Source organism: Kitasatospora sp. Xyl93, from assembly GCF_055383135.1.
In genome coordinates this window covers 1,808,970-1,833,084 of record NZ_AP029185.1, presented here as the reverse complement: position 1 = coordinate 1,833,084, position 24,115 = coordinate 1,808,970, and the positions used below count along the sequence as shown (strand labels likewise).

Sequence of the window (24,115 nt, the reverse complement as noted above, 5' to 3'; positions counted from 1 at the left end):
GAAGTACGGCGGAAGTACGCCAGAAGTTCGGCACGAAAAGGATAGGGAACTCAGTGCCGCGAAGGGAAGGCACTGAGTTCCCTTTTTGCCTCGCGCATGCATAATGAAGGGTACTGAGTACCGTCGTGAAACAGGAGTGGCGATCATGAGCCAGGACTTCGATCTCTTCCGTATCTCCGAGGAGCACGGGATGCTCCGTGAGGCGGTGCGTTCGCTGGCCGAGGCGAAGATCGCTCCGTTCGCGGCGGAGGTGGACGAGCTGGGGCGGTTCCCGCAGGAGGCGCTGGACGCGCTGCAGGGTGCTGATCTGCACGCGGTGCACGTGCCGGAGGAGTACGGCGGTGCGGGGGCGGACGCGCTGGCGACGGTGATCGTGATCGAGGAGGTCGCGCGGGTGTGCGCGTCGTCGTCGTTGATCCCGGCGGTGAACAAGCTCGGTTCGCTGCCGGTGCAGCTGTCGGGTTCGGAGGAGTTGAAGGCGAGGTACCTGGGGGCGCTGGCCCGTGGGGAGGGGATGTTCTCGTACTGCCTGTCGGAGCCGGAGGCGGGTTCGGACGCGGCGGGGATGCGGACCCGGGCCGTGCGGGACGGTGACTTCTGGGTGCTGAACGGTGTGAAGCGGTGGATCACCAACGCGGGGGTGTCGGAGTTCTACACGGTGATGGCGGTGACGGACCCGGAGAAGCGGTCGAAGGGCATCTCGGCGTTCGTGGTGGAGAAGGGCGACGAGGGGGTGTCGTTCGGTGCGCCGGAGAAGAAGCTGGGGATCAAGGGGTCGCCGACGCGTGAGGTGTACTTCGACAACGTGCGGATTCCGGCGGACCGGATGATCGGTGCGGAGGGTACGGGTTTCGCGACGGCGATGCGGACGCTGGACCACACGCGGGTGACGATCGCGGCGCAGGCGGTGGGGATCGCGCAGGGGGCGCTGGACTACGCCAAGGGGTACGTGAAGGAGCGCAGGCAGTTCGGGAAGGCGATCGCGGAGTTCCAGGGTGTGCAGTTCATGCTGGCGGACATGGCGATGAAGCTGGAGGCGGCGCGGCAGATGACGTACGTCGCGGCGGCGAAGTCGCAGCGCGGGGACGCGGACCTGACGTTCTTCGGTGCGGCGGCGAAGTGCTACGCGTCGGACGCGGCGATGGAGATCACGACGGACGCGGTGCAGTTGCTGGGCGGGTACGGGTACACCCGGGACTACCCGGTGGAGCGGATGATGCGGGACGCGAAGATCACGCAGATCTACGAGGGCACCAACCAGGTCCAGCGGATCGTGATGGCCCGCAACCTCCCGTAACCCGCTCGGGACGTGCACCGACGGCCGGGCCCGCGAGAGGCCCGGCCGTCGGCGCCGCCCCCTGGGCGCGGATGTTAGGTTCCGGTGGATGAGCGAGAAGGAAGAGCAGGACCAGCCCATGACTGACGGGCCCTCGAAGCCGGCGATGCGCGAGGCGCTGGTGGCCGCGGCCTTCGAGCTCTTCCTGGAGCGCGGCTTCGAACAGACCACCGTCGACGACATCGTCGCGCTGGCCGGTGTCGGCCGGCGCTCCTTCTTCCGCTACTTCCCGGCCAAGGAGGACGTGGTCTTCCCCGACCACGAGCGCAGCCTCGCCGAGATGACGGAGTTCCTGGACTCCGGCACCGGAGAGGAGGACCCGGTCAAGCACGCCTGCGACGCCGCCCGCCTGGTCCTGCGGATGTACGCCGAGCAGCCGTCCTTCTCCGTCCAGCGCTACCGCCTGACCCGCAAGGTGCCCGGCCTGCGGGCGTACGAGCTGTCCGTGGTCTGGCGCTACGAGCACACCCTCGCCGCCTACCTGCGCGGCCGCTACGCCGACCGCCCGGACGGCCCGCTGCGCGCGGACGTGACCGCCGCGGCCGTGGTCGCCGCGCACAACCACGCCCTGCGCACCTGGCTGCGCTCGGGTGGGGAGAGCGACTGGGTGGCCGAGGTGGACGCGGCGATGGCCTTCGTCACCGGCACCTGGAGCGACCGCCCGGCCGAGGCCGCCGCCGAGGGCGACTCCGACGACGTCGTGGTGCTGGTCGCCAGCCGCCGGGCGCCGCTGTGGCGGATGGTCCAGGGCATCGAGAGCGCGCTGGGCACCGACGCCCGCCAGGTCTGACCATCACCCGTACGGCGCAGCCGGGGCCGCCGTGGCCCCGGGCGACGGCCCCCGCGCCGTGCGGGGCTTCCGGCCCGGGGCGAGACTCGGCCGCAGGACGGGGCCTCCCGGGCGGCGGGCGGCCCGGGAGCGCGAGGGAGCGGCGATGCCGACGACGTCCCGGCAGCCGGGCGGCGGCCCGCCCCTGCGCGAGCCGCTGCCGCACAGCGGCTACCTCCGGCTGCTGCTGATCTCGGCCCTGGTCGGCATCCCGGTCTCGCTGGCGGCCTTCGGCTTCGTCGGCCTGGAACACCAACTCCAGCACTGGGTCTGGGAGAGCCTGCCGACCGCGGCCGGCTACCGCCGGGCGCCCTGGTGGTGGCCGCTGCCGGCGCTGCTGCTGGCCGGCCTGCTGCTCGCCCCGGTCGTGACCCGGTTGCCCGGGCGCGGCGGCCACGTCCCGGTGGACGGGCTGGGCGGCCCGCCCACACCGCCGGCCGCCGTCCCCGGCGTGGTGCTGGCCGCGCTCGCCGGTCTGCCGCTCGGCGTGGTGCTCGGCCCGGAGGCGCCGCTGATGGGGCTCGGCGGCGGCCTCGCCCTGCTCGCCGTCCGCTCCGCCAGGAGGGCCGAAGATCCGCGGCTGGTGGCGGTGTTGGGCACGGCGGGTGCGGCGGCGGCGATCTCCACCATCTTCGGCAGCCCGCTGGTGGCCGCCGTGATGCTGATCGAGGCGGCCGGGCTGGGCGGCCCGCAGCTGATCGCGATGATCCTGCCCAGCCTGCTGGCCGGCGGGCTCGGGGCGCTGGTCTTCACCGGCTTCGGCCACTGGACCGGCCTGGCGATCGGCGCGCTCTCGCTGCCGCGCCTGCCGAAGAGCGGGGTGCCCGACCCGGGGGACTTCCTCTGGGGCGTCCCGCTGGCGGTCGCGATCGCCGTGGTCTGCGTGGCCGGGCAGGGCGTCGGCCGCCGGGTGAAGGCCCTCACCGCGACCGGCACAGCACGGCAGACCGCCCTGCGCACGGTGCTGGGCGCGGTCGCCGTCGGCGGCTGCCTCGCAGCCTACGCGCTGCTCACCGGCCGCTCCCCGGAGGAGGCCGCGCTCTCCGGGCAGGCCACCCTGGGCGCGCTCGCCGCCGACCCGGCCGCCTGGCCGGTCGGGGCGCTGCTCGCCCTGGTGCTCTGCAAGGGGCTGGCCTGGTCGATCGCCCTCGGCAGTCTGCGCGGCGGCCCGATCTTCCCGGCGATCCTGCTCGGTGCGGCCCTCGGCACGGCCTGTGCGCCGCTGCCCGGCCTCGGCGCCGCGCCCGCCCTGGCCGTCGGCCTCGCGGCCTCCAGCGCCGCCGTCACCGGACTGCCGGTCACCAGCACCGTCCTGGCCGCCATGCTGCTCGGCGGCGAGGCGGCGAACTCGATGCCGCTGCTGATCGTGTCCACGGTGGCGGCCTTCGTCACCGCGCAGTCGCTGCGCGGCCGGCCGAAGCGGGACGCCACCCCGGCCGTCAGCTGACATCGGCCTCCGGGCCCGCGCCGAGGTACTGCTCGATCTGCTGCTGGTTCTCCACCAACCGCAGGCACAGGTGCCGCAGTTGGGCCAGCTCCTCGGGGCTGAAGCCGCGGAAGACGGCGGCCATCGCGCGCTCGGTGGGCACCCGGAACTCCTCCAGCCAGGCCAGCCCCTCGGCCGTCGCGGTGACCAGCACCGCCCGCCGGTCCTTCGGGTCGGGGGAGCGGCGGGCCAGCCCCTCCCGCTCCAGGGTGTCCACCAGCCCGGTCGCGTTGCGCGGGGTCACCCCGCCGGCCCGGGCCAACTCGCCCACCGTCAGCCCCGGTTCCCCGGCCCCACCCGCCGCACCGAGCCGTACCAGCACGTCCAGCGCCCCCGCGCTCAGCCCCCGTCCCCGTGATCCGTGCGCCCGAAGCCTCTCCACCGCGTGGAACGCCGACCGCGCGGCGGCCGCCGCCTCCAGCGCCAGGGTGTCCCCGCCCTTGGTGAACATGCCCATGGCCGTCCGCACCCTGCTGTCGTACAGCCGGCCCTCGTCATCCCGCCCCAACGGGCCGGTCGCCGCTTCCCCTGAGTTATTTACCTGCTTCATAATGAAGTCATTCTGCACTGCTCGGAACGCCTGTCAAGGGGTGGCCCGCCGACTCGTCGGCCATGGCGGAGACTTCGGCGGGGATCGGAGGTGAGCCCCTGCGGGGACCCGTCGGTCCCGAGGTGCTAGCCAACTGTTCCCGTACGTCCGAGCCGCGTATCGGGCCGTTCGAATGATGCCGCCGGGGATCGGGGCGGCGCGACCGCGGGCCGGCGTCGCGGCCGTGGTCGGCACGGAGAGTGACGCGGGTGTGCTCCGGCCGAATGATCCTGTGAGATGGGCATACGAACTGTATTTCTGCTGGTGAGAGCGGCGATTCCGACGGGACGCGAGGCCGGACGGGGTGCGGCGCCGGTTGCGACGGGATGCGGGCCGTGGCTGTCTGAATCGCGGCGGGGCCGACCGGCGCCGCCACCAGATCCGGAAAACTCCGTGGAGGAGATCTTCATGCGTGCTCTCAAGCGAGTCGTGGCTGTCGGCGCTCTCACCGTCCCGCTCGTCCTCGGCTGCGCCGGCCTGGCGTCGGCCGCCGAAGGCATCGACGCGAACTACGGCAAGGGCTACTTCACCGCGAACGAGAACGGTGCCGGTCTCGCGGCCGTCGAATCCCACGTCGGCCCGGACGGCGTCTCGCACGCCGACTTCTGGATCTGGGCCGACGACAACGGCGTCTCCGGCTCCTTCACGGGTTCGGGCGCCACCTTCGTCGAGAGCTGACCCGACCCGCTCGGGCCTGACCCGGGCACCGTCCCGTCGGATCAGACCCACCCCGGATGCCCGGCCGGTACCCACCGGCCGGGCATCCGGCCGGTCGGACCCAGTGGAGAGCGGTGGGGGAGGCCCCGGCGGAAAGCCGTGCCGGAAGAAGCCGAAAAGCAGGAAGGCCCCAGATCAACTGGGGCCTTCCGTCGGTGTCCGAGGGGGGACTTGAACCCCCACGCCCGATAAAGGGCACTAGCACCTCAAGCTAGCGCGTCTGCCATTCCGCCACCCGGACCGGGTGTCGTCCTCGCGGCTTCCGATCTCTCGTCCGTCGCGCTGACAGATGTAACTGTAGCAAAGATCGGCTTGGGCTCCCAAAACGGTTCCCGGCGGGGGAGCGGGGCCGGTGGCGGCGGCGAGGGGCAGTCTGTGGCGGGAGCGTGACCAGGGGGTTTCGGGAGCGTGCGGGGGCTGGATCGGGATACGGGGCTGGGGGAGGATGGGCGGACGTGCTCGTACGGCCCGGGTGCAGGTCCTGGGGGTGGCGCGCTGGTGCGTCGGTGCGGGCCCAAGACGAGGAGTGACCGTGAGCGAGCGGAGCGAGTCGGCGGCCCCGAAGGTGACGGCTGAGTCGGAGGTCGCCGAGATCTGTCGCGATCTGATCCGGATCGACACCAGTAACTACGGGGACGGCTCCGGCCCGGGCGAGCGGAAGGCGGCCGAGTACGTGGCCGAGCAGCTCGCCGAGTTCGGCCTCGAACCGAAGATCTTCGAGTCGGCCAAGGGGCGGGCCTCGACCGTGGTCCGGATCGAGGGCGAGGACCGCTCCCGTCCGGGCCTGCTGATCCACGGCCACACCGACGTGGTGCCGGCCAACGCCGCGGACTGGACCCACGACCCGTTCGGCGGCGAGATCGCGGACGGCTGCGTCTGGGGGCGCGGCGCGGTCGACATGAAGGACATGGACGCGATGACCCTGGCGGTCATCCGCGACCGGCTCCGCACCGGGCGCAAGCCCCCGCGCGACATCGTGCTGGCCTTCCTCGCCGACGAGGAGGCCGGCGGCACCTACGGGGCGCGCTTCCTGGTGGACAAGCACCCGGGACTGTTCGAGGGCGTGACCGAGGCGATCGGCGAGGTCGGCGGCTTCTCCTTCACGGTCAACGACCAGGTCCGGCTCTACCTGGTGGAGACGGCCGAGAAGGGCATGCACTGGATGCGCCTGACGGTCGAGGGCCGGGCCGGCCACGGCTCGATGGAGAACGACGACAACGCGATCACCGAGCTGTGCGAGGCGGTCGCCAGGCTCGGCCGGCATCAGTTCCCGCTGCGGATCACCAAGACCGTCCGGGCCTTCCTGGACGAGCTGTCGGACGCGCTCGGGGTCGAGCTGGACCCGGAGAACATGGACGAGACGCTGCGGGTGCTCGGCGGCATCGCCAAGATGATCGGCACCACCCTGCGCAACACCGCCCAGCCGACCATGCTCGGCGCGGGCTACAAGGTGAACGTGATCCCCGGTCAGGCCACCGCGCACGTGGACGGGCGCTTCCTGCCCGGCTACGAGGAGGAGTTCCTGGCCGAGCTGGACAGCGTGCTCGGCCCGCGCGTGAAGCGCGAGAGCATCCACTCGGACAAGGCGATCGAGACCGGCTTCGACGGCGCCCTGGTCGAGGCGATGCAGACCGCGCTGCGGGCCGAGGACCCGATCGCCCGCGCGGTCCCGTACTGCCTGTCGGGCGGGACGGACGCCAAGTCCTTCCAGGACCTGGGCATCCGCTGCTTCGGCTTCGCGCCGCTCCAGCTGCCGCCGGACCTGGACTTCGCCGGGATGTTCCACGGCGTGGACGAGCGGGTGCCGGTGGACGGCCTGAAGTTCGGCGCCCGGGTGCTGGACCGCTTCATCGACGCCTGCTGAATTCCTGATCAGGCGACTGGGTCGGCCCGTTCCCGGAGCGCCGGGGGCGGGCCGGCCGCATTGTCCGAGCGGATGATTGTGGGACCGGGAGAAGGAGATCGACAGAAACGGTTCCTCCGGAATTTCCTGGTTGATCATTTGTGCGAGACCTCACCGTTGCGGGTGAATGGGAGATCCACTCCGTACCCCGTTTGCCGCAGCGTCGTTCATCCCTGTGCAGCCCGCCGAACGGGTTGCGTTGTCCATACAGGAGGAATGATGAAGGTCAAGAAGATCGCCGCTGTCACCGCCGCCACCGGTGGTCTGGTGCTCGCCGCCGCCGGTGTCGCGTCCGCTCACGCGGGCGCCGAGGGTGTGGCCGCGGGCTCCCCGGGTGTGCTGTCGGGCAACCAGATCCAGGTCCCGGTGCACATCCCGATCAACTTCTGCGGCAACACCGTGGACGTCGTCGGCGTGCTGAACCCCGCCTTCGGCAACCACTGCGCCAACGTCTGAGTCGACCTCCGGGCCGCCGAGGCCTGTTGAGCCGAACTCGGAACGGCCCCCGGGCGGCGGACGCGCCGCGCCGGGGGCCTTCGCGTTCCCGGCGGCCCGTCGGCGCCCGTCGGCTGCCGGCCGGCGGTCCTCCCGGGGCCGCCGGATACACGGCACCCGACACGATCGCTCGATCGGGTGAAGCTGATTCGTTCGGCTCAACCTCCCGGTTGGCCCCTCGTTAACCCGTGTGCAGCCGAAGCCCTTGCGTGATTTACGGATATACCGAAATTCCGACTTTCTTGAAGGTTCACGTCAAGGTCGACACGTCGTCTCGAAATGTCAGGGGAAAACATGAGGAATGTAGCCAAGAAGGGGATCCTCACGGCCGTGGCCACCGGCAGTGTGCTGGCCTCGACCGCCGGCTACGCCTATGCGGGGGGAGCCGAGGCACAGGGGGTGGCCGCCGGTTCGCCCGGCGTCGTCTCGGGCAACTCGGTCCAGGTGCCGATCCAGGTGCCGATCAACGCCTGCGGCAACACGATCGACGTGGTCGGCTTGCTGAACCCGTCCTTCGGCAACCACTGCGCCAACGTCAACGGCGGAGGCCACCCGGCGGGCAAGCCCGCCCAGGGCGGCCAGCCCGGCGGCGGCTCGGGGGCCACCGGCGGTGGCGGCGGCCACACCGGTGGTGGCGCGGGCGGCGTCGACGGCTCGGGTACCGGCGGGAGCCAGGGCACCGGCGTTCCGGGCACCACGGTGCCGGGCGCCAACCTCCCGGGTGCCGGCGTTCCGGGCGTCGACGTCCCGGGCGCCGGCGCCTCCGGCACCGCCACCAACTCGGCCGGCGTGATCTCCGGCAACAGCGTCCAGGCGCCGGTGGACGTCCCGGTCAACGCGTGCGGCAACTCGGTGAACGTGGTCGGCGTCGCCAACCCGGCGTTCGGCAACCACTGCGCCAACGTGGAGAAGGTCGTGCCGCCCACCCCGGCCCCGCCGGCCGAGGGCTGCGCCGAGGCCTGCCCGACCCCGCCGCAGGTCTCCGCCGAGGAGGTGACGAACCCGCGCATCGGCGGCGAGTCCACCGCGGCGGTCGTCGCGGCGCCCGCCGCCGCGGACGCTCCGGCCGCCCAGCTGGCCTCCACCGGGGCCGGCGGCGTCGAGCTGCTCGGTGCCGCCGGTCTCGCGCTGCTGCTCGGCGGCGGCGTGCTCTACCGCCGGGCCCGGGCCGGCGCCCGCTGACCCGCTGAGGGCCTGTCGTCGACAGGCCCGGGGCCTGAGGAAGGCCCTCGGGGTGCGTGCCGGACCCGGCCCGCGCGCCCGCCGCGGAACGACGCACCCGCGGCCGCCGAGCGAACGGGCGGCCGCGGGTGGGTGAGGGCTCGGGGCGAGCCCTGCCCGGGGCCGCGGCGCCCCGCCCGTCACCAGCTCCGGACCTGCCGGATGATCCGCCGCTTCAACCGGACCGTCCGGCTGCCGTCGGGGAACAACCTGAGCCGGTCGAGCTCCCAGTGCCCGTACTCGGCGTGCTCGGTGAGCAGTTGGCGCGCCGCGTTGCGCGTGGTGCCGCGCGGCATGCGCAGGGACTGGTACTCGTACTCCGGCTGCCGGACCGGCTTCCGTGGGATCAAAACGCTCCTCCTGGGGATCACCTCGGGCAAGCCTACGGCCTGCCCCGGACAGTCGGCCCGGGTATTTCCGGCCGTCCTCCCGCGCGGAGGCGGCGGCCCGGAGGGCGACGACCCGCGCGGTCGACTGACAGTCCATCAGTTCTGTTGCCGCTGTGAAGGGAATACCCCGATCCCGGCGCGCGAAGCGGCACCCGGGCGGCCTCGGCGGGCCCGGCGCGCGCCCTGCGCGCCCGCTTCGCGCCGGTGTCACCGGAGGACGAAACGGAAGGGATCGGACATCAGGGCGGAAGTTGCGGTGAAATCGCGGGTGTAGGTGACAACCGCTGTGCGTACCGGCGCCGCGGGGAGATAGCGTCTGCACCATGTCTGATGCCGCGCAGCCCACCATTGCCGAGGTACGCGCCGCCGCTGAGGCGGTCAAGGCCGCCATCGACCGTCATCTGGAAGCGGTGTCAAGCCCCAACGCAGCCGATGATCCCGCCGTGTCCGCCGCCTACGAGCAGCTCGCCACGGCGGCCATCGCCTACGACCAGCTCCTGTACGAGGCCTACGACGAGGTGACGCCCTTCGAGATCCCCGGGGACGAGGGCCCCGGCGGTTACCACGGCCCCGAACAGCCCGAGGCGATCAGTGTGTTGATCCGCCGCGACTACCACGTCGTCGACCCCAAGCGGCTGCGTGCCCAGGCGGAGCGGCTGGACGAGTCGCTGACTCCGGGCGAAGTCGGCGCGGGCGAGGTGAACGCCGCGATCGGCGTGCTGTTCGGCGAGTACGAGCCCGACGAGATCGCCGCCCGCAGCGAGGAGTTCGGCTTGGAGGAGGCCGACTCGACGCTCTGGGTCGCGGCCGCCGAGCCGACCGAGCCGGGCGAGTGGCTGCCCGAGCCCTTCGAGCACGCCGACCCGCAGCTGCTGATCTGCCGGTTCGACGTCAGCGAGGTCTACGACGACGAGGACCCGGACGACTGACGCCGTCCAGGACGAGCCGACGGGCGGGCCCGGGACCACCGGGCCCGCCCGTCGTGCGTTCCGGCCCGGCGCGTGCGTCCCGGCCGGCGGGCCGGAACGCACGACGCGACGGGGCCGGCCGGGACGCACGACGCGAGGCCCGCCGGAACGCCGGTCAGTTCTCCGAGGCTGCGGTGTTCTCGGCGAGGACCGCCCGCAGCCGGGTGGTGCGCGGTTGCGCCGGGCGCTCGGCGACGGCCTGGGCGAGCGCCGGGCCCGCCGCGTGCACCACGGACAGGTGCCGCTCGCCGCGCCCGAAGGCGGTGTAGACCCACTGCCGGGTGAGCGCCGGGGCGGCGTCCTCCGGCAGCACCACGACCGCGCCCGGCCAGCGCCGGCCGAGCGCCTGGTGGACGGTCAGCGCCCAGCCGTGCCGCAGCCGGGCGGCCTCGGCCGGCGGGACCGTCCGGCGCGAGCCGTCCGTGTACTCCAGGTGCAGACCGGTGGCGTCGCCGTCCAGCACCCGGGCCGGGCGGGTGACGCCGGGGGCGGGGGAGTCGACCACCCGGTCACCCGGGTCGAAGCCGCCGAACCGGCCGGGGCCGGGGTTGAGCCGGGCCTTGGCGGCGGCGTTCAGCGCGCGGGTGCCGGCCGCGCCGCCGTGACCCGGGGTGAGCAGCACCACCTGCTCGACGGGGATGCCCAGCGCGCGCGGGATGGAGTCGGTGAGCAGCTGGATGGCACGGTGGACGGCCTCGCCGGCGTCCTTGGCGGTCAGGATGACCACCTCCTTGTCCGGCGCCTCGACCGGCTGCAGCTCGCCGATGCCGATGCCGGAGACCAGCTCGCCGATCGGGCCGAAGTCCGGGGTGCGGGAGGCGACCGCCGGGCAGGCCCTGGCGGCCAGCAGGTCGGCGAAGAACCGGCCGGGCCCGGCCGACCAGAGCTGGCCCGGGTCCCCGCTGAGCACCAGCCGGGTGCCGTCGGCCAGCGACTCCAGGACGGTGGCGGCCAGTTCGACGTCCAGCAGCGGGGCGTCCAGGAGGACCAGCAGGTCCAGGGCGAGGGTGCCGTCCGGGGCGCGGCCGGGGCCGGCGGCGCCGGAGAGCAGCTCGGCGAGGGTGACCACGGGGGCCTCGGCCCCGGTGCCGGCCCCGGCGAGCGCGGTGAGGGAGTCCCGGCCCTGGTCGGTCCAGGTGGCGGCCCAGGCCCGCAGCCCCAGGCCCCGGGCGGCGGTGACCAGCGCGGCCGGCTCGGCGCGGGCGGCCTCGCCGCCGGTGTGCAGCACCAGGGCGTGCTCGGCGGCGGCGGTGATCAGGGCGGTCGCGGAGGAGGACGGGGCGGCCTCGGCGGCGGCCGCCCAGGCGGTCGGGCCGGGGGCCGCGGGGGCCCGCTCGGCGGAGTCCTCGGCGGCCCCGCTCTCCCCGGCCTCCTCCTCGGCCTCGTCGGGGTCGGTGGCCTCGTCGGCCGGGTCCTCGCCCGGCACGAAGGTGGCCATCAGCTGGAGCAGCTTCTCGGCGAGGCTGTCCTCGGCCATCGCCAGCCCCTCCAGGGCGAGCAGCGTGCGGGTCGGCGCCTCGTCCTCCTCGCCGCCCCCCGCCGCGTGCGCCTCGGCGCCGGTCAGCTCCTCCTGGAAGGGCAGCACCCGGCCGTCCGCGACGGCGGCCTGGATCGCGGCGCCCGGGTCGGGCATCCGGAGCCGTTCGAGCCCGGCCGCCACCTCGGCCGCCTCCTGGGCCGAGTGCCCGCGCAGCGCCGCCTGCTCCAGCAGCCACGCGACCAGCGCCCGGGCACGACGCTCGTCGCCCGGGCCGGCTTCGGGGCCGAGCAGCTCACGGGCGAAGCCGTCCGCGTGCTCGGGGCGGACACCGGGCAGGCCCAGCACCGCCCACGGGTCCTCGCGCAGCCGCCGGGGGGCCTCCTCACCGAACTCGGCCACGGCGGCGGCCGCCAGCTCGGCCGGGGCGCCGCCGGCGGCCAGCACCTCGGCGGTGGCGCGGATCGCCTCGGCGCGCTGCCGGTCGGACACCACCGGGGCGGGAGCGGCCGGGGCGGGGACCGTCACGGCCCTGGCAGGGGTCGGGGCGACAGGGGCGGGCGCCGGAGCGGTCGGGGCGGCAGGGGCAGGCGCCGGGGCGGTCGGGGCGGCGGGCTCCGACCCCTCGGGCTCCGCAGCCTCTGCCGTCGACGCCTCTGCCGTCGACGCCTCCGCCATCGAGGCCTCCGCCCGGGCGGCACCCGCCCGCGCGGCACTCGCCGCGGCGTCCTCCGACTGCATGCCGCGGATCCGCTGGGCCAGCTCCGCGAACTTCGCCGCCTTCGTCTCCGGGCTCAGCCGGCCCCCGGCGGTCACCTCCGGAGCGCCGTTGCCCGTGTCAGTCATCGTCGTCCGCTCCAAGGTCACTCCACTGCAGGTTCTGCTCGACAGCCAGGGCCGGGGGTCACAGCTCCGTCCACCCCTGGTCCGGGTAGTGGTGCACCGGCGACGAGATGTCGTCCAGCGCACCACGGATCTCATCCGGAAGCGTAAGCGCCTCCACCGACAGCGCCGCCTGCAGCTGGGCCACCGTCCGGGCCCCGACGAGGGCGCTCGCCACCCCGGGCCGGTCCCGGACCCAGGCCAGCGCGACCGCCAGCGGCGTGCTGGCGAGCCCGTCGGCGGCGGTGGCGACGGCGTCCACGATCCGCCGCGAGCGCTCGCCGAGGTACGGCTGGACGAACCCGGTCAGGTACGGCGAGGCGCCGCGCGAGTCCTGGGGGATGCCATGCCGGTACTTGCCGGTGAGCACCCCGCGCCCGAGGGGCGAGCCGGCCAGCACCCCGACCCCGGCGTCCAGTGCGGCGGGCATCGCCTCCCGCTCGATGCCGCGCTGGAGCAGCGAGTACTCCAGCTGCGCCCCGGCCAGCGGCACCCGCCCGTGGTGGGCGCGCTGCCAGGTGGCGGCCCTGGCGAGCTGCCAGCCGCTGAAGTCGCAGACCCCGACGTAGCGGGCGCGCCCGGAGGCGACGGCGATGTCGAGGGCGCTGAGCGTCTCCTCGGCCGGGGTGGCCGGGTCGAAGGCGTGCACCTGCCACAGGTCGACGTAGTCGGTGCCGAGCCGGCGCAGCGAGGCGTCCAGGGCGGCGAGCAGGTGGCCGCGCGAGCCGTCGAAGCGGCGGGCGGACTCGGGGACGCTGCCGGCCTTGGTGGCGATGACCAGCTCGGAGCGCGGGATCAGGCTGTCGGTGAGCCGGGAGAGCAGGTACTCGGCGCCGCCGTCCGCGTACACGTCGGCGGTGTCGACCAGGTTGCCGCCGGCGTCCACGAACTCCTTCAGCTGCTCCGCGGCCTCGTGCTCGTCGGTGTCGCGGCCCCAGGTCATGGTGCCGAGGCCGAGCCGGGAGACCTGGAGGCCGGTACGGCCGAGGTGACGTTGTTCCATCGGACGGGCCCTCCACTGGCCGGTGGCCCCGGGAGCCCCGGAGGCCGGTAAACGCGCAGGTGGGAAGAGCACTCCCCACGTCGGCTGAGCGTAGCGGCCGGTACCCGGACACGGGTGCCGACCCGCAGAACGATCACCGGGGCGGAAACCCGGGCGAGTGTGACCCAGCCCACCACTACCCGTCAGTAGCATGTCCGGCGCGGGCGCGGTTACCCTCGCCACAACCCCAACCCACTGGAAGGTGCGGCAGATGCGACTCGGGATCAACCTCGGCTACTGGGGGCTCGGCATGGACGCCGACAACATCGCCGTGGCCCAGGAGGCGGACCGGCTCGGCTACTCGGTCTGCTGGGCGGCGGAGGCGTACGGCTCGGACGCCGCGACGGTGCTCAGCTTCGTCGCCGCGAAGACCGAGCGGATCGACGTCGGCTCGGCCATCTTCCAGATCCCGGCCCGCACCCCGGCGATGACCGCGATGACCGCCGCGACCCTGGACACCCTGTCCGGCGGCCGGTTCCGGCTCGGCCTCGGCGTCTCCGGCCCGCAGGTGTCCGAGGGCTGGTACGGCGTGAAGTTCGACAAGCCGCTGGCCCGCACCCGCGAGTACGTGGAGATCATCCGCAAGGCGATGTCCCGCGAGCGCCTGGTCCACGAGGGCGCGCACTGGACGCTGCCGCTGCCCGGCGGCCCCGGCAAGCCGATCAAGCTCACCGTCCACCCGGTGCGCGAGCACATCCCGCTGTACATCGCCGCGATCGGCCCGAAGAACCTGGAGCTGACCGGCGAGATCGCCGACGGCTGGCTCGGCATCTTCTTCTCGCCCGAGCACGCCGCGCTCTCCCTGGACCCGTTGACGGCCGGCCGGGCCAAGGCCGGGCGGACCCTGGAGGGCTTCGACCTCTGCCCGACCGTGAACCTCGCGGTCGGCGAGGACGTCAAGGCCGGCGTGGACGCCCTGCGCTCGTACGCCGCGCTCTACATCGGCGGCATGGGCAGCAAGGAGAAGAACTTCTACAACCAGCTCGCCCGGCGGATGGGCTACGAGCAGGCCGCCGACGAGGTCCAGGAGAAGTACCTCGCCCGGGACTACGCGGGCGCCGCGGCCGCCGTCCCGCACGACCTGATCGACGCCACCTCGCTGATCGGCGACACCGCCCGGATCGCCGACCGGATGCAGGCCTACGCCGACGCGGGCGTCAGCACGCTCACCCTGGCCCCGGCCGGGTTCACCCTGGACGAGCGGATCCTGGCGCTGCGCACCGGCGTCGAGGCGCTGGAGCGCGCCGGGCTGGCCTGACCGGACGGGCGGCGGGCGGGCGGCACGACCGGCGCTACAGCCAGTCGTGCCGCTTGAACACCCGGTGCAGCACCAGGCAGACCACCACCATCAGCACCAGCACCGCCGGGTAGCCCCAGGCCTGGTGCAGCTCGGGCATGTCGTCGAAGTTCATCCCGTAGACGCCCGCGATCATCGTCGGCACGGCGGCCAGCGCCGCCCAGGCCGAGATCTTCCGCATGTCGTTGTTCTGCTGGACGCTGACCTGCGCCAGGTTGGCGCTCAGGATGTCGGACAGCAGCCGGTCCATGCCGTCCACCTGGTCGTTCACCCGGGCCACGTGGTCGGCGACGTCCCGCAGGTAGGGCGCGGTCTCGGAGCGGACGAAGCGGGCGCCGCGCTCCAGGGCGAGCATCGGCTCCAGCAGCGGGCCGGTGGCCCGGCGCACGGACATCACCTGGCGCTTGTAGCCGTAGATCCGGCCGGCGGTGTCGCGGCCGACCCGGCCGGGGGCGAAGATGTCCGCCTCCAGCTCGTCCAGGTCGCTCTGGAGCGCGGTGGCCACGTCCATGTAGCCGTCCACGATGGTGTCGCAGACCGAGTGCAGCACCGAGCTGGGCCCGTAGCGCAGCAGTTCGGGATCCTGCTCCAGGGTGGCGCGGAGGCCGCTGAGCGGGCTGTCCTCGCCGTGCCGGACGGTCATCACGAAGTCCCGGCCGAGGAAGACCATCACCTCGCCGACCGTGACGACGTGCGCGCCGGGGTGGTAGCCGAGGGTCTTCAGGGTGACGAACAGCGAGCCCTGGTAGGCCTCCACCTTGGGGCGCTGGTGGGCGCTGACGGCGTCCTCGACGGCCAGCGGGTGCAGTGCGAACTCCTGGCCCACCTGGTCGAGTTCCTCGGTGGTGGGCTCGAACAGGCCTATCCAGACGAAGCCGTCCGGACCGGCCGCGCGGGCGGCGGCGAGCGCGCCGGCCAGGTCCTCGGGGGCCTCGATCCGGCGGCCGTCGTGGTAGGCGGCGCAGTGGACGATCATGCGGGCCATTGTCACCCGGGGCGGGGCCGTCCGGCGAGGACGCGGGAGGAACCGGTCCACCGGTCCACCCGTCCCCGGCACCCGACCGGTGCCCCGTCCGCTGGCCCGCGGCGCCCGGGCCGGCGCCCGACCGTGCGGCCGGGCGGAGAACCGGGCCCCACGGCCGGGCCCGGAGGCCGTAGGCTGACCCCATGCCCACCCTGCTGCTCGTCCGTCACGGCCGCTCCACCGCGAACACCGCCGGGATCCTGGCCGGTTGGACCCCCGGCGTGGACCTCGACGACACCGGGCGCGACCAGGCCGCCGCGCTGGCCGGCCGGCTGGCCGGCATCCCGCTGGTGCAGGCGGTCAGCAGCCCGCTGGAGCGCTGCCGGCAGACGCTGGAACCGCTGCTGGCGGTCCGGCCCGAACTCGGCCCGCCGGCCGCGGACGAGCGGCTGGGGGAGTGCCACTACGGCGACTGGACCGGCCGCCCGCTGGCCGAGCTGGCCAAGGAGCCGCTCTGGCGCACCGTGCAGGACCACGCCGCCGCGGCCGCCTTCCCCGGCGGGGAGTCGCTGCGCGCGCTGAGCCACCGCACGGTGGACGCGGTGCGCGAGTGGAACCAGAAGATCGCCGCCGAACACGGCGAGGACGCGGTCTGGATCGCCTGCTCGCACGGCGACGTGATCAAGGCGGTGGTGGCCGACGCGCTCGGGCTCCACCTGGACCACTTCCAGCGGATCAGCGTCGAGCCCTGTTCGGTCACCGCGATCCGCTACACCCCGCAGCGGCCCTTCGTGCTGAGGATGGGCGACACCGGCGACCTCGGCCCGCTCGCCCCGAAGCCCGGCCCCGCCGCGGCCACCCCGGCCGGCGACGCGGTGGTCGGCGGCACCGTCTGACCCGCGCCGCCGACGGGCCGTCCGGGGAGGCGCCGTCCGGGCGGCACCGTCCGCTTCCCCGGGTGCCACCCCGCCCGCGGCCGTCGGCTCGGCTCCCCGGCCGGAGCCCGGAGGTCGTAGGGTGACTAACGAGTCCATCCGGCCGCGACCCGCCCCCGGCGGAACCGCGCCGACCGACACGATCCGGAGCGAGAGCGTGCCCCGTCAGGTCTTCTTCTACGACCAGCCCGAACGGTTCGTGGCCGGCACCGTCGGCCAGCCCGGCGCCCGGGCGTTCTACCTTCAGGCCAGCGCCCGGGGCCGGATCACCAGCGTGCTGCTGGAGAAGAACCAGGTCGCGGCGCTCGCCGAGCGCATCGAGGAGGTCCTGGACGAGGCGCTGCGGCGCAGCGGCGGCGACGCCGCCATCCCGGCCGCCGCCCCGAAGGACCTGCTCGACACCGCCCCGCTGGACCTCCCGCTGGAGCAGGAGTTCCGGGTCGGCACGATGGCCCTGGCCTGGGACAGCGTGGAGAGCTGCCTGGTGGTCGAGGCCCAGGCGCTGGTCGAGGACGAGGAGGACGAGGAGGCCGCCGAGGCGGTCTTCACCGACGACGACACCGGCCCGGACATGCTGCGGGTGCGGCTGTCCGGCGCGATGGCCCGGGTCTTCGCCAAGCGCGCGCTGGACCTGGTCGCGGCCGGCCGCAAGCCCTGCCCGTTCTGCAACCTGCCGCTCGACCCGGAGGGCCACCTGTGTCCGCGCGCGAACGGCTACCGGCGCTGAACACCGACACCCCGCCGCAGGCCGACCCGTCGGCGGCCGCCGCGCTGGCCGCCGACGTGCCCACCGCCCTCGCGCTGCTGCGCCAGGGCGAGCTGACCGTGCACGGCCGGCTCACCGACGCCTCCAACGCCGCGCTGTACTGCACGGTGGCGCACGGCTCGCTGAGCGCCCAGGCCGTCTACAAGCCGGTGGCCGGCGAACGCCCGCTGTGGGACTTCCCGGACGGCACGCTGGCCGGGCGCGAGGTCGCCGCGTACGAGCTGTCCGCCGCGACCGGCTGGGGGCTGGTGCCGCCCACCGTGCTGCGCGAGGGCCCGCACGGCCCGGGCATGGTGCAGCTGTGGGTCGAGCCGGACCCGGGGGCCGAGCCGCTGCTCGCGCTCCAGGACCCGCGCGGTCCGGAGGCGGGCTGGCTGCCGATCGTCCGGGCCGAGGTCGAGGGCGGGCGGACGGCCCTGCTGGTGCACCACGACGACCGGCGGCTGCGCCGGCTCGCCGTCCTGGACGCGGTGCTCAACAACGCCGACCGCAAGGGCGGCCACCTGATCCCGGCCGCCGACGGCCGGGTGTACGGCATCGACCACGGCGTCACCTTCAACACCGAGGACAAGCTGCGCACCCTGCTCTGGGGTTGGGCCGGTGACCCACTGCCGGCCGAGGCGCTGGAGGTGCTGGCCCGGCTGGCCGAGCAGTTGGACGGCGAGCTCGCCGAGCGCCTCGCCCCGCACCTGACGGCGGCCGAACTGGACGCGACCCGGGCCCGGGTGGCCGGGCTGCGCGGTTCCGGACGGCATCCGCTGCCGCCCGAGGACTGGCCCGCGATTCCCTGGCCGCCGGTGTAGCCGGGCGGCCCGCCCCCGGGACGGGCCCTCGCCGCCTCGGGAGCGCCGGTGGTCCGGACCGGTCCGGACGGTGGTCTGGACCGGTTCGGGAAAACGGCGCACAGATGGTCTGGACCTGTCCCCGGAACAGGTCGCACACTGCTCCGATGGATGTGCGACGGACCACCCCCACCCCCCGAACCGCGCCGGACCTGCCGTTACACCGGCTACAGGTCCCGCTGCCCCAGCTCCTCCCCTTCGCCATCGGCAGTTTCGACGCGATCGGCCCGCTGTCCCGGGCCGGCTTCCCCCACCGGCACTCCTTCTACGAGATCGTCCACGTCACCGGCGGCCACGGCGCCCACGTCCTGGACCTCGTGCACCGGCCGCTGGCGCCGCCCCAGTTGTGCGTGATCACCCCCGGCCAGGTGCACTACTGGGCGGACACCGAGGACCTGGTCGGACGGGTCGTCCTGTTCAACGAGGACTTCCTGCTCGGCCACCCCCAGGACCTCGCCGCCCTGCGGGCCCTGGCCACCCGCCCGGCCCTCGCCCTCGGCGAACAGGCCGACGCGGTCGCCGGGCTGCTCGCCGACATGGAGTACGAGTACCGGACCAGAGCGCCCGGCTACCAGGGTGTGCTGCGGGCCAGCCTGCACATCCTGATCGTCCGGGCGCTGCGCGCCAGCGCCCCGGCCGACCGTCCGGCGGTGCCCAGTCGGCCGGCCGAAGTCGCCGCCGCCTTCACCCGGCTGATCGCCCGGCCGGGCGGAGTGCGGCACTCGGTGGCGTCCACCGCGCAGGAGCTCGGGGTCTCCCCGGGGCACCTGCAGACCCTGGTGAAGCAGGCCACCGGCCGGACTCCGGGCGGACTGATCCGCCGCCAGCAGACCCTGGAGGCCAAACGGCTGCTGGCCTGCACGGATCTGACCATCCGCCAGGTCGCCAAGGAGGCGGGCTTCGCCGACCCGGCGTACTTCTGCCGGTTCTTCCGCAGGGAGACCGGGATGACCCCGGGGGAGTTCCGGTCCAGGGTCGACGGAAATCACCACGATCCCCGGATCATGTCCATCGCGGTCGCGCCGGACGGCCCGTAACTTTGCTGCTGGCCACCGGTGGCCGGTCCGGCGCGCGCGAACGGGTCGCCGGTTCGGCCCTTGTCATGCCCCCACCATGGCAAGGGCCGCCCCCCACCTCCCCGCCTCACGAAAAGGAGACGGCGCATGCCCACGCCCGACGGCATGATCAGCCGCAAGACCGTCCTGAAGGCCGCCGCCGCGCTGGGCGCCGCCCCGCTGCTGGTCGGCGGCGGAGTCGCCCTGGCCCGGGACCGGATCAGCAGCGGCGAGCCGCTCGGCTTCACCCCCGAGTGCCACGACGGGGACGCCCCCACCATCGAGCAGACCGAGGGCCCGTACTTCAAGCCCAACTCCCCGCTGCGCAGCTCGATGGTCAACGACGGCCCCGGCACCCACCTGGTCGTCAGCGGCTACGTGTTCGGCCGCGCCTGCCGGCCCATCTCCGGCGTGCTGCTGGACTTCTGGCAGGCGGACAACGACGGCGACTACGACAACGTCACCTACACCTTCCGCGGCCACCAGTTCACCGACGCCAACGGCGCGTACAAGCTGGACACCATCGTGCCCGGCCTCTACCCGGGCCGCACCCGGCACATCCACGTCAAGCTCCAGGCCCCCGGCCGCCCGATCGTCACCACCCAGCTGTACTTCCCGGGGGAGCCGCGCAACAGCACGGACACCATCTACGACGCCCGGCTGCTGATGAACGTCCGGCAGAACGGGCCGACCCGCGAGGGCACCTTCGACTTCGTGCTGAACGTGCCGCAGACCCCGGGCACGCCGAGCCCGACGCCCACGCCCACCCCGACCGCCACCTCCACCCCGACCACGCCGCCGGGCGGCACCTGGGCTGCGGGTACCTCGTACAGCGCGGGCGACCGCGTGACCTACTCCGGCGTCTCCTACACCTGCCTCCAGGCGCACACCGCCATGGCCGGCTGGGAGCCGCCGAACGTGCCGGCCCTCTGGAAGCGGTCGTAGCGGCTCCGACCGCGTCCCCCGGGGGCGCCGGGCGCCCGGTCGGCGGCAGGGCCGGCCGGGCGCTCAACCGTGTCCGGAACCGGGGCCACGGGTGCCCCGAGCAGGGCCGGGCGCGCCCGGAACGGCGGCCGGATCCCGTGCATTACCAGTCGGGAAACCGCCGGGCAACGGCAGGAAGCGAATCCAGTCGATCTTTCGCACTGGTTAGGCTTTCAAATGTTCGCAAGGTTAAAGTTGTTGCCATGCATGCCTGGCCCGCCTCCGAGGTTCCCGCCCTGCCTGGTCAGGGGCTCCCCCTTCGTATCCACGACACCGCAGCGGGCACGGTCCGGGAGGTCGTGCCGCTGGACGGCACCGCCCGGATCTACGTCTGCGGCATCACCCCCTACGACGCGACCCACATGGGCCACGCCGCCACCTACAACGCGTTCGACCTGGTGCAGCGCGTCTGGCGGGACGCCGGTCACGACGTCCTGTACATCCAGAACGTCACCGACGTCGACGACCCCCTGCTCGCCCGCGCGGTCGAGACCGGGCAGGACTGGACCGCCCTGGCCGAGCGCGAGACGGCCCTGTTCCGCGAGGACATGACCGCGCTGCGGATGCTGCCGCCGGCCCACTACATCGGCGCCGTCGAGTCGATCCCGTGGATCGTCCCGATCGTCCAGAAGCTGCTGGCCTCCGGCGCCGCCTACGAGGTGGACGGCGACATCTACTTCTCGGTCGACGCCGACCCGCACTTCGGCGAGGTCTCCGGGCTGACCCGCGAGGCCATGCGCCCGGTCTTCGCCGAGCGCGGCGGCGACCCGGACCGCCCCGGCAAGCGCAACCCGCTGGACGCCCTGCTCTGGCTGGCCGCCCGCCCGGGCGAGCCCGCCTGGGACACCGAGCTCGGCCACGGCCGCCCCGGCTGGCACATCGAGTGCGTCGCCATCGCGCTGCAGTACCTCGGCATGTCCTTCGACATCCAGGGCGGCGGCAGCGACCTCTCCTTCCCGCACCACGAGATGGGCGCCGCGCACGCCCAGGTCGCCACCGGCACCCACCCGTACGCCAAGGCGTACGTGCACGCCGGCATGGTCGCCCTGGACGGCCACAAGATGTCCAAGTCCCGCGGCAACCTGGTCTTCGTCTCGGCGCTGCGCCGCGAGGGCGTCGACCCGGCGGCGATCCGCCTGGCGCTGCTCTCGCACCACTACCGCGCGGACTGGGAGTGGACCAAGAGCACCCTGGACGACGCCGTCGAGCGCCTCGCCCGCTGGCGCGCCGCGGTCTCCCGCCCGGACGGTCCGGCGGCCGAGCAGCTGCTCACCGAGGTGCGCGCGGCGCTCGCGAACGACCTGGACGCGCCCGCCGCGCTGGCCGCGGTCGACCGCTGGGCGGCCCGGCAGGAGGCCGACGGCGGCACCGACACCGGCGCGCCCGGCCTGGTGACCCGCACCGTGGACGCCCTGCTGGGCGTCGCGCTGTAACACCCCGCACCACACGCCGAAGGGGCGTCAGGACCGGATGTCCTGACGCCCCTTCGGCCGTCCGGCCCGTCGTACGGCGGGCCGGACGGCCTGTCGCACGGCGGTCGTGCGGAGGTCACTCCTCCTCGGAGCCGTCCTGCCCCTCCCGGGCGCCGCCCGGCGCCTCCGGCTCGGCCGGCCGCTCCGCCGTGGCGTGCCCGGCCACCGGCTTCTCGCCGGTCGGCCCGACGTTCTCCCGCCGGCGCAGGTAGCGCTCGAACTCGCGGGCGATCGCGTCGCCGGAGGCCTCCGGCAGCTCCGCGGTGTCCTGCGCCTCCTCCAGCTGCTGGACGTACTCGGCCACCTCGCTGTCCTCGGCGGCCAGCTGGTCCACGCCGAGCTGCCAGGCCCGGGCGTCCTCGGCGAGCTCGCCCGGCGGGATGCGCAGGTCCAGCAGGTCCTCCAGCTTGTTGACCAGGGCCAGCGTGGCCTTGGGGTTCGGCGGCTGCGAGACGTAGTGGGGCACCGCGGCCCAGAGCGTCACGGCCGGCACGCCGGCGTGGGTGCAGGCCTCCTGGAGCACCCCGACGATGCCGGTGGGGCCCTCGTAGCGGCTCTCCTCCAGGTCCAGCCGGCGGGCCAGCTCCGGGTCGGAGGTGACGCCGCTCACCGGCACCGGGCGGCTGTGCGGGGTGTCGCCGAGCAGCGCGCCCAGGATCACCACCAGCTCGACGCCCAGCTCGTGCGCGAAGCCGAGCAGCTCGTTGCAGAACGAGCGCCAGCGCATGCTCGGCTCGATGCCGCGGACCAGCACGACGTCCCTGGTCGTCGGCTCCGTCACCCGGACCACCGAGAGCCGGGTGGTCGGCCAGGTGATCCGGCGGACGCCGCCGTCCAGCCAGACCGTGGGCCGGTTGACCTGGAAGTCGTAGTAGTCCTCCGCGTCCAGGGCGGCGAACACCTTGCCGCTCCAGGTCTCGTCCAGGTGCGCCAGAGCCGCGGAGGCGGCGTCGCCCGCGTCGTTCCAGCCCTCGAACGCGCAGACCATCACCGGGTCGATCAACTCGGGAACATCTTCCAACTCGATCACCCAGCGTCTCCCTCCGGTCGGCGGTCGGACCCGCGCCGCCCCGGCTGGCCTGCCGGGGCGCCGACGGCCGGCTGCCGACTGTCGAACCTCTCGTCTCCCGTGGAACGCCTCGCTCCACGGTCCCTACCTGCCCAGCCTACGGGCTTTGATGCGCACCACGGCCGGGCACCGGGACAGTCTGGGGGAGCGGACGGCCGGGATCCACCGGATATCGGAAGGCCCCGGGCTGACGGTTCGTCAGCCACCGGTTCGGGTGCGGACCGTGCCCGTCCGGTGGCGCGGAGCGACGGGGCGGCCGGGTGCCGGGCGCTCGGGCACCCTTCAGGGCGTGCCCACCCAGCCGCTGCGGTACGCCGCCCAGTGCTCCGGCAGCGAGGCGAAGTCCACGTACAGCGCGACGCCGAAGTTGGCCCGCCGCCGGTCCTCCCGGCCCAGGCCCAGTCGCACGCCCCGGACGGCGGCCCGGACGGTCTCGGCGTCGCCCCAGTGGCCCCACTTGTCGTCCCAGTAGAACGGCAGGCCCATCAGCAGGTCCACGTCGGCCGGGGTGGACCGCAGCGCGAGTTCGGTCTGCCGGGCGACGTAGCCGCCGTACAGCGGCTCGGTGGGCATCGAGGTGTCGTAGCTCATCACCGCGATCTGGTCGACCCGGCGGGCGGTCTCGGTGAAGTACGCCCGGTCCCACCACTTGCCGTGGTCGGTGAGCAGGATGCCGGCCGTGTGCAGGCCCGGGACCGGGTCGATCTGCGGGGCCGCCACCGACAGCTGGGCGCCGCGCGCCGCGGTGACCGGCCGGACCTGGTCGAGCAGGGCCAGCCAGCCGGCCGAACCGGGGCGGATCGGCTCCATGTCGAAGTGCACGCCGTCGAAGCCGAGGTCCAGCACCTGCCGGGCGGAGGCGGTCACCCGGTCCCGGGTGGGCGCGTCCTCCAGGTCCAGGGCGTCCTTCTCCGGCTTGACCTCGTCACCCAGCCAGCTCTGCAGCCGCACGCCCGGCAGCGCCCGGTGGACGGCGTCGGTGAACCAGCGACCCCGGGGGTGGACGGCGGGCGGCAGCGAGCCGTCGTGCTCCAGCGGGCCGGTGTGCACGTACAGGTCCCGGATGCCGGTGCCGGCCAGCTGCCGGACCAGCGCGGCCACGTCGGCCTCGGTCTTGCGGCCGTCCACCCAGGCGTGGCCGAGCCAGAGCGCGTCCCGGCCGCGGGTACGGGCGTCGGCGGCGGGCTCGCCGGTGTAGTGCAGCCGGAACACCACGAACGCCGAGCCCAGCGCGGTGGCCGGGACGGCCGCCACCAGCACCAGCACCAGCAGGGCCCGGCGCCACCGGGACCAGGCCCGCCAGCGGTCGCGCAGCATGCGGAACGGGGCCGTCACGGCCCGGCCGACACGCTGCGCGGAGGTCCGGAATCTGGTCACGCGCATGCTCCCCCTCGCGA

22 protein-coding genes and 1 tRNA gene are annotated in these 24,115 nt (G+C 74.1%); 15 read left to right on the top strand and 8 right to left on the bottom strand.

The genetic code is table 11. From position 1 onward, the window contains the following. Positions 1 to 145 precede the first annotated feature (145 nt). The 3 genes from ACZ5GH_RS07735 (at position 146) to ACZ5GH_RS07725 (ending at position 3,612) form a co-directional block, all read left to right on the top strand. Positions 146 to 1,297, top strand: coding sequence for an acyl-CoA dehydrogenase family protein (locus ACZ5GH_RS07735; protein ID WP_464333766.1), 1,152 nt, complete (start codon positions 146 to 148; stop codon positions 1,295 to 1,297). 145 nt (positions 1,298 to 1,442) lie between these two features. Then, positions 1,443 to 2,126: a TetR family transcriptional regulator gene (locus tag ACZ5GH_RS07730; protein WP_387759922.1), complete on the top strand. Its 684-nt coding sequence runs from the start codon at positions 1,443 to 1,445 to the stop codon at positions 2,124 to 2,126. A 145-nt stretch (positions 2,127 to 2,271) separates the two neighbouring features. Beyond that, positions 2,272 to 3,612 (top strand): chloride channel protein, encoded by a 1,341-nt coding sequence (locus ACZ5GH_RS07725; RefSeq protein WP_464333765.1) that lies wholly within the window; start codon positions 2,272 to 2,274, stop codon positions 3,610 to 3,612. On the opposite strand, the gene ACZ5GH_RS07720 is transcribed toward ACZ5GH_RS07725, so the two are convergent. Then, entirely contained in the window at positions 3,605 to 4,108 is a 504-nt protein-coding gene (locus tag ACZ5GH_RS07720) for a MarR family winged helix-turn-helix transcriptional regulator (RefSeq protein WP_387759829.1), read from the bottom strand. The two genes, ACZ5GH_RS07725 and ACZ5GH_RS07720, sit on opposite strands and share 8 nt — an antisense overlap. A 540-nt stretch (positions 4,109 to 4,648) precedes the next feature. Between ACZ5GH_RS07720 and ACZ5GH_RS07715 the strand changes: the two genes are divergently transcribed. After that, a complete protein-coding gene (locus ACZ5GH_RS07715) occupies positions 4,649 to 4,918 on the top strand; it encodes a hypothetical protein (protein ID WP_387759830.1) in 270 nt (89 codons plus the stop codon). 195 nt (positions 4,919 to 5,113) lie between these two features. On the opposite strand, the gene ACZ5GH_RS07710 is transcribed toward ACZ5GH_RS07715, so the two are convergent. Continuing rightward, positions 5,114 to 5,198 (bottom strand) — tRNA-Leu (locus ACZ5GH_RS07710). 291 nt (positions 5,199 to 5,489) lie between these two features. Here ACZ5GH_RS07710 and ACZ5GH_RS07705 point away from each other — a divergent pair. The 3 genes from ACZ5GH_RS07705 (at position 5,490) to ACZ5GH_RS07695 (ending at position 8,537) form a co-directional block, all read left to right on the top strand. Next, entirely contained in the window at positions 5,490 to 6,821 is a 1,332-nt protein-coding gene (locus ACZ5GH_RS07705) for a M20/M25/M40 family metallo-hydrolase (protein WP_355267768.1), read from the top strand. A 258-nt stretch (positions 6,822 to 7,079) separates the two neighbouring features. Further along, positions 7,080 to 7,316, top strand: a complete 237-nt coding sequence (locus ACZ5GH_RS07700; protein WP_387759832.1) for a chaplin — start codon at positions 7,080 to 7,082, stop codon at positions 7,314 to 7,316. 333 nt (positions 7,317 to 7,649) lie between these two features. Continuing rightward, complete coding sequence (locus ACZ5GH_RS07695; RefSeq protein WP_464333764.1) at positions 7,650 to 8,537, top strand: chaplin; 888 nt, start codon at positions 7,650 to 7,652, stop codon at positions 8,535 to 8,537. Between the two features lie 179 nt (positions 8,538 to 8,716). Here the strand turns inward: ACZ5GH_RS07695 and ACZ5GH_RS07690 are convergent, their stop codons facing one another. Continuing rightward, positions 8,717 to 8,923: a DUF5703 family protein gene (locus ACZ5GH_RS07690; protein WP_360261758.1), complete on the bottom strand. Its 207-nt coding sequence runs from the start codon at positions 8,921 to 8,923 to the stop codon at positions 8,717 to 8,719. A gap of 365 nt (positions 8,924 to 9,288) precedes the next feature. Here ACZ5GH_RS07690 and ACZ5GH_RS07685 point away from each other — a divergent pair, with 365 nt between their 5' ends. Next, positions 9,289 to 9,894 (top strand): hypothetical protein, encoded by a 606-nt coding sequence (locus tag ACZ5GH_RS07685; protein ID WP_387759836.1) that lies wholly within the window; start codon positions 9,289 to 9,291, stop codon positions 9,892 to 9,894. Positions 9,895 to 10,048: 154 nt separating this feature from the next. Here ACZ5GH_RS07685 and ACZ5GH_RS07680 read toward each other — a convergent pair whose 3' ends face one another. Together ACZ5GH_RS07680 and ACZ5GH_RS07675 are read right to left on the bottom strand one after the other, a co-directional pair. Beyond that, the gene (locus ACZ5GH_RS07680) at positions 10,049 to 12,256 is read right to left on the bottom strand and encodes a helix-hairpin-helix domain-containing protein (RefSeq protein ID WP_464333763.1); all 2,208 of its coding nucleotides are present in this window, start codon (positions 12,254 to 12,256) and stop codon (positions 10,049 to 10,051) included. Between the two features lie 58 nt (positions 12,257 to 12,314). Then, a complete protein-coding gene (locus tag ACZ5GH_RS07675; RefSeq protein ID WP_387759839.1) occupies positions 12,315 to 13,295 on the bottom strand; it encodes an aldo/keto reductase in 981 nt (326 codons plus the stop codon). A gap of 250 nt (positions 13,296 to 13,545) precedes the next feature. Between ACZ5GH_RS07675 and ACZ5GH_RS07670 the strand changes: the two genes are divergently transcribed. After that, entirely contained in the window at positions 13,546 to 14,592 is a 1,047-nt protein-coding gene (locus ACZ5GH_RS07670; protein WP_387759841.1) for an LLM class F420-dependent oxidoreductase, read from the top strand. Between the two features lie 34 nt (positions 14,593 to 14,626). Here ACZ5GH_RS07670 and ACZ5GH_RS07665 read toward each other — a convergent pair whose 3' ends face one another. Further along, on the bottom strand, positions 14,627 to 15,607 hold the full coding sequence (locus tag ACZ5GH_RS07665) for a magnesium and cobalt transport protein CorA (RefSeq protein ID WP_387759843.1): 981 nt from the start codon (positions 15,605 to 15,607) through the stop codon (positions 14,627 to 14,629). Between the two features lie 191 nt (positions 15,608 to 15,798). Here ACZ5GH_RS07665 and ACZ5GH_RS07660 point away from each other — a divergent pair, with 191 nt between their 5' ends. The 6 genes from ACZ5GH_RS07660 to mshC all read left to right on the top strand — a co-directional run bounded on the left by ACZ5GH_RS07660 (position 15,799) and on the right by mshC (position 21,610). Then, positions 15,799 to 16,491 carry a histidine phosphatase family protein gene (locus tag ACZ5GH_RS07660; protein ID WP_387759845.1) on the top strand — a complete coding sequence of 231 codons (693 nt, stop codon included), beginning with the start codon at positions 15,799 to 15,801 and terminating at the stop codon, positions 16,489 to 16,491. A gap of 196 nt (positions 16,492 to 16,687) precedes the next feature. After that, complete coding sequence (locus ACZ5GH_RS07655) at positions 16,688 to 17,257, top strand: DUF3090 domain-containing protein (protein ID WP_387759846.1); 570 nt, start codon at positions 16,688 to 16,690, stop codon at positions 17,255 to 17,257. Between the two features lie 44 nt (positions 17,258 to 17,301). Then, a complete protein-coding gene (locus ACZ5GH_RS07650) occupies positions 17,302 to 18,099 on the top strand; it encodes an SCO1664 family protein (protein ID WP_387759924.1) in 798 nt (265 codons plus the stop codon). A 146-nt stretch (positions 18,100 to 18,245) separates the two neighbouring features. After that, positions 18,246 to 19,175: an AraC family transcriptional regulator gene (locus ACZ5GH_RS07645; RefSeq protein ID WP_401104628.1), complete on the top strand. Its 930-nt coding sequence runs from the start codon at positions 18,246 to 18,248 to the stop codon at positions 19,173 to 19,175. A 126-nt stretch (positions 19,176 to 19,301) separates the two neighbouring features. Then, positions 19,302 to 20,138: a dioxygenase family protein gene (locus tag ACZ5GH_RS07640; protein ID WP_387759849.1), complete on the top strand. Its 837-nt coding sequence runs from the start codon at positions 19,302 to 19,304 to the stop codon at positions 20,136 to 20,138. A 242-nt stretch (positions 20,139 to 20,380) separates the two neighbouring features. Next, positions 20,381 to 21,610 carry a cysteine--1-D-myo-inosityl 2-amino-2-deoxy-alpha-D-glucopyranoside ligase gene (mshC, locus tag ACZ5GH_RS07635; protein WP_387759850.1) on the top strand — a complete coding sequence of 410 codons (1,230 nt, stop codon included), beginning with the start codon at positions 20,381 to 20,383 and terminating at the stop codon, positions 21,608 to 21,610. A gap of 115 nt (positions 21,611 to 21,725) precedes the next feature. On the opposite strand, the gene ACZ5GH_RS07630 is transcribed toward mshC, so the two are convergent. Both ACZ5GH_RS07630 and ACZ5GH_RS07625 read right to left on the bottom strand, forming a co-directional pair. Then, positions 21,726 to 22,679 (bottom strand): PAC2 family protein, encoded by a 954-nt coding sequence (locus tag ACZ5GH_RS07630; protein WP_387759852.1) that lies wholly within the window; start codon positions 22,677 to 22,679, stop codon positions 21,726 to 21,728. Positions 22,680 to 23,000: 321 nt separating this feature from the next. Continuing rightward, positions 23,001 to 24,101 (bottom strand): glycoside hydrolase family 18 protein, encoded by a 1,101-nt coding sequence (locus ACZ5GH_RS07625; RefSeq protein WP_387759853.1) that lies wholly within the window; start codon positions 24,099 to 24,101, stop codon positions 23,001 to 23,003. Positions 24,102 to 24,115: the final 14 nt, after the last annotated feature.

What these genes read in the sequence shown, in the direction of transcription:
- ACZ5GH_RS07685 (WP_387759836.1), top strand. Translation starts at nt 9,289, where the DNA reads ATGTCTGATGCCGCGCAGCCCACCATTGCCGAGGTACGCGCCGCCGCT.
- ACZ5GH_RS07730 (WP_387759922.1), top strand. Translation starts at nt 1,443, where the DNA reads ATGCGCGAGGCGCTGGTGGCCGCGGCCTTCGAGCTCTTCCTGGAGCGC.
- ACZ5GH_RS07720 (WP_387759829.1), bottom strand. Translation starts at nt 4,108, where the DNA reads ATGGGCATGTTCACCAAGGGCGGGGACACCCTGGCGCTGGAGGCGGCG.
- ACZ5GH_RS07675 (WP_387759839.1), bottom strand. Translation starts at nt 13,295, where the DNA reads ATGGAACAACGTCACCTCGGCCGTACCGGCCTCCAGGTCTCCCGGCTC.
- ACZ5GH_RS07725 (WP_464333765.1), top strand. Translation starts at nt 2,272, where the DNA reads ATGCCGACGACGTCCCGGCAGCCGGGCGGCGGCCCGCCCCTGCGCGAG.
- ACZ5GH_RS07665 (WP_387759843.1), bottom strand. Translation starts at nt 15,607, where the DNA reads ATGATCGTCCACTGCGCCGCCTACCACGACGGCCGCCGGATCGAGGCC.
- ACZ5GH_RS07695 (WP_464333764.1), top strand. Translation starts at nt 7,650, where the DNA reads ATGAGGAATGTAGCCAAGAAGGGGATCCTCACGGCCGTGGCCACCGGC.
- ACZ5GH_RS07640 (WP_387759849.1), top strand. Translation starts at nt 19,302, where the DNA reads ATGCCCACGCCCGACGGCATGATCAGCCGCAAGACCGTCCTGAAGGCC.
- ACZ5GH_RS07735 (WP_464333766.1), top strand. Translation starts at nt 146, where the DNA reads ATGAGCCAGGACTTCGATCTCTTCCGTATCTCCGAGGAGCACGGGATG.
- ACZ5GH_RS07625 (WP_387759853.1), bottom strand. Translation starts at nt 24,101, where the DNA reads ATGCGCGTGACCAGATTCCGGACCTCCGCGCAGCGTGTCGGCCGGGCC.
- ACZ5GH_RS07660 (WP_387759845.1), top strand. Translation starts at nt 15,799, where the DNA reads ATGCCCACCCTGCTGCTCGTCCGTCACGGCCGCTCCACCGCGAACACC.
- ACZ5GH_RS07680 (WP_464333763.1), bottom strand. Translation starts at nt 12,256, where the DNA reads ATGACTGACACGGGCAACGGCGCTCCGGAGGTGACCGCCGGGGGCCGG.
- ACZ5GH_RS07670 (WP_387759841.1), top strand. Translation starts at nt 13,546, where the DNA reads ATGCGACTCGGGATCAACCTCGGCTACTGGGGGCTCGGCATGGACGCC.
- ACZ5GH_RS07715 (WP_387759830.1), top strand. Translation starts at nt 4,649, where the DNA reads ATGCGTGCTCTCAAGCGAGTCGTGGCTGTCGGCGCTCTCACCGTCCCG.
- ACZ5GH_RS07645 (WP_401104628.1), top strand. Translation starts at nt 18,246, where the DNA reads ATGGATGTGCGACGGACCACCCCCACCCCCCGAACCGCGCCGGACCTG.
- ACZ5GH_RS07700 (WP_387759832.1), top strand. Translation starts at nt 7,080, where the DNA reads ATGAAGGTCAAGAAGATCGCCGCTGTCACCGCCGCCACCGGTGGTCTG.
- mshC (WP_387759850.1), top strand. Translation starts at nt 20,381, where the DNA reads ATGCATGCCTGGCCCGCCTCCGAGGTTCCCGCCCTGCCTGGTCAGGGG.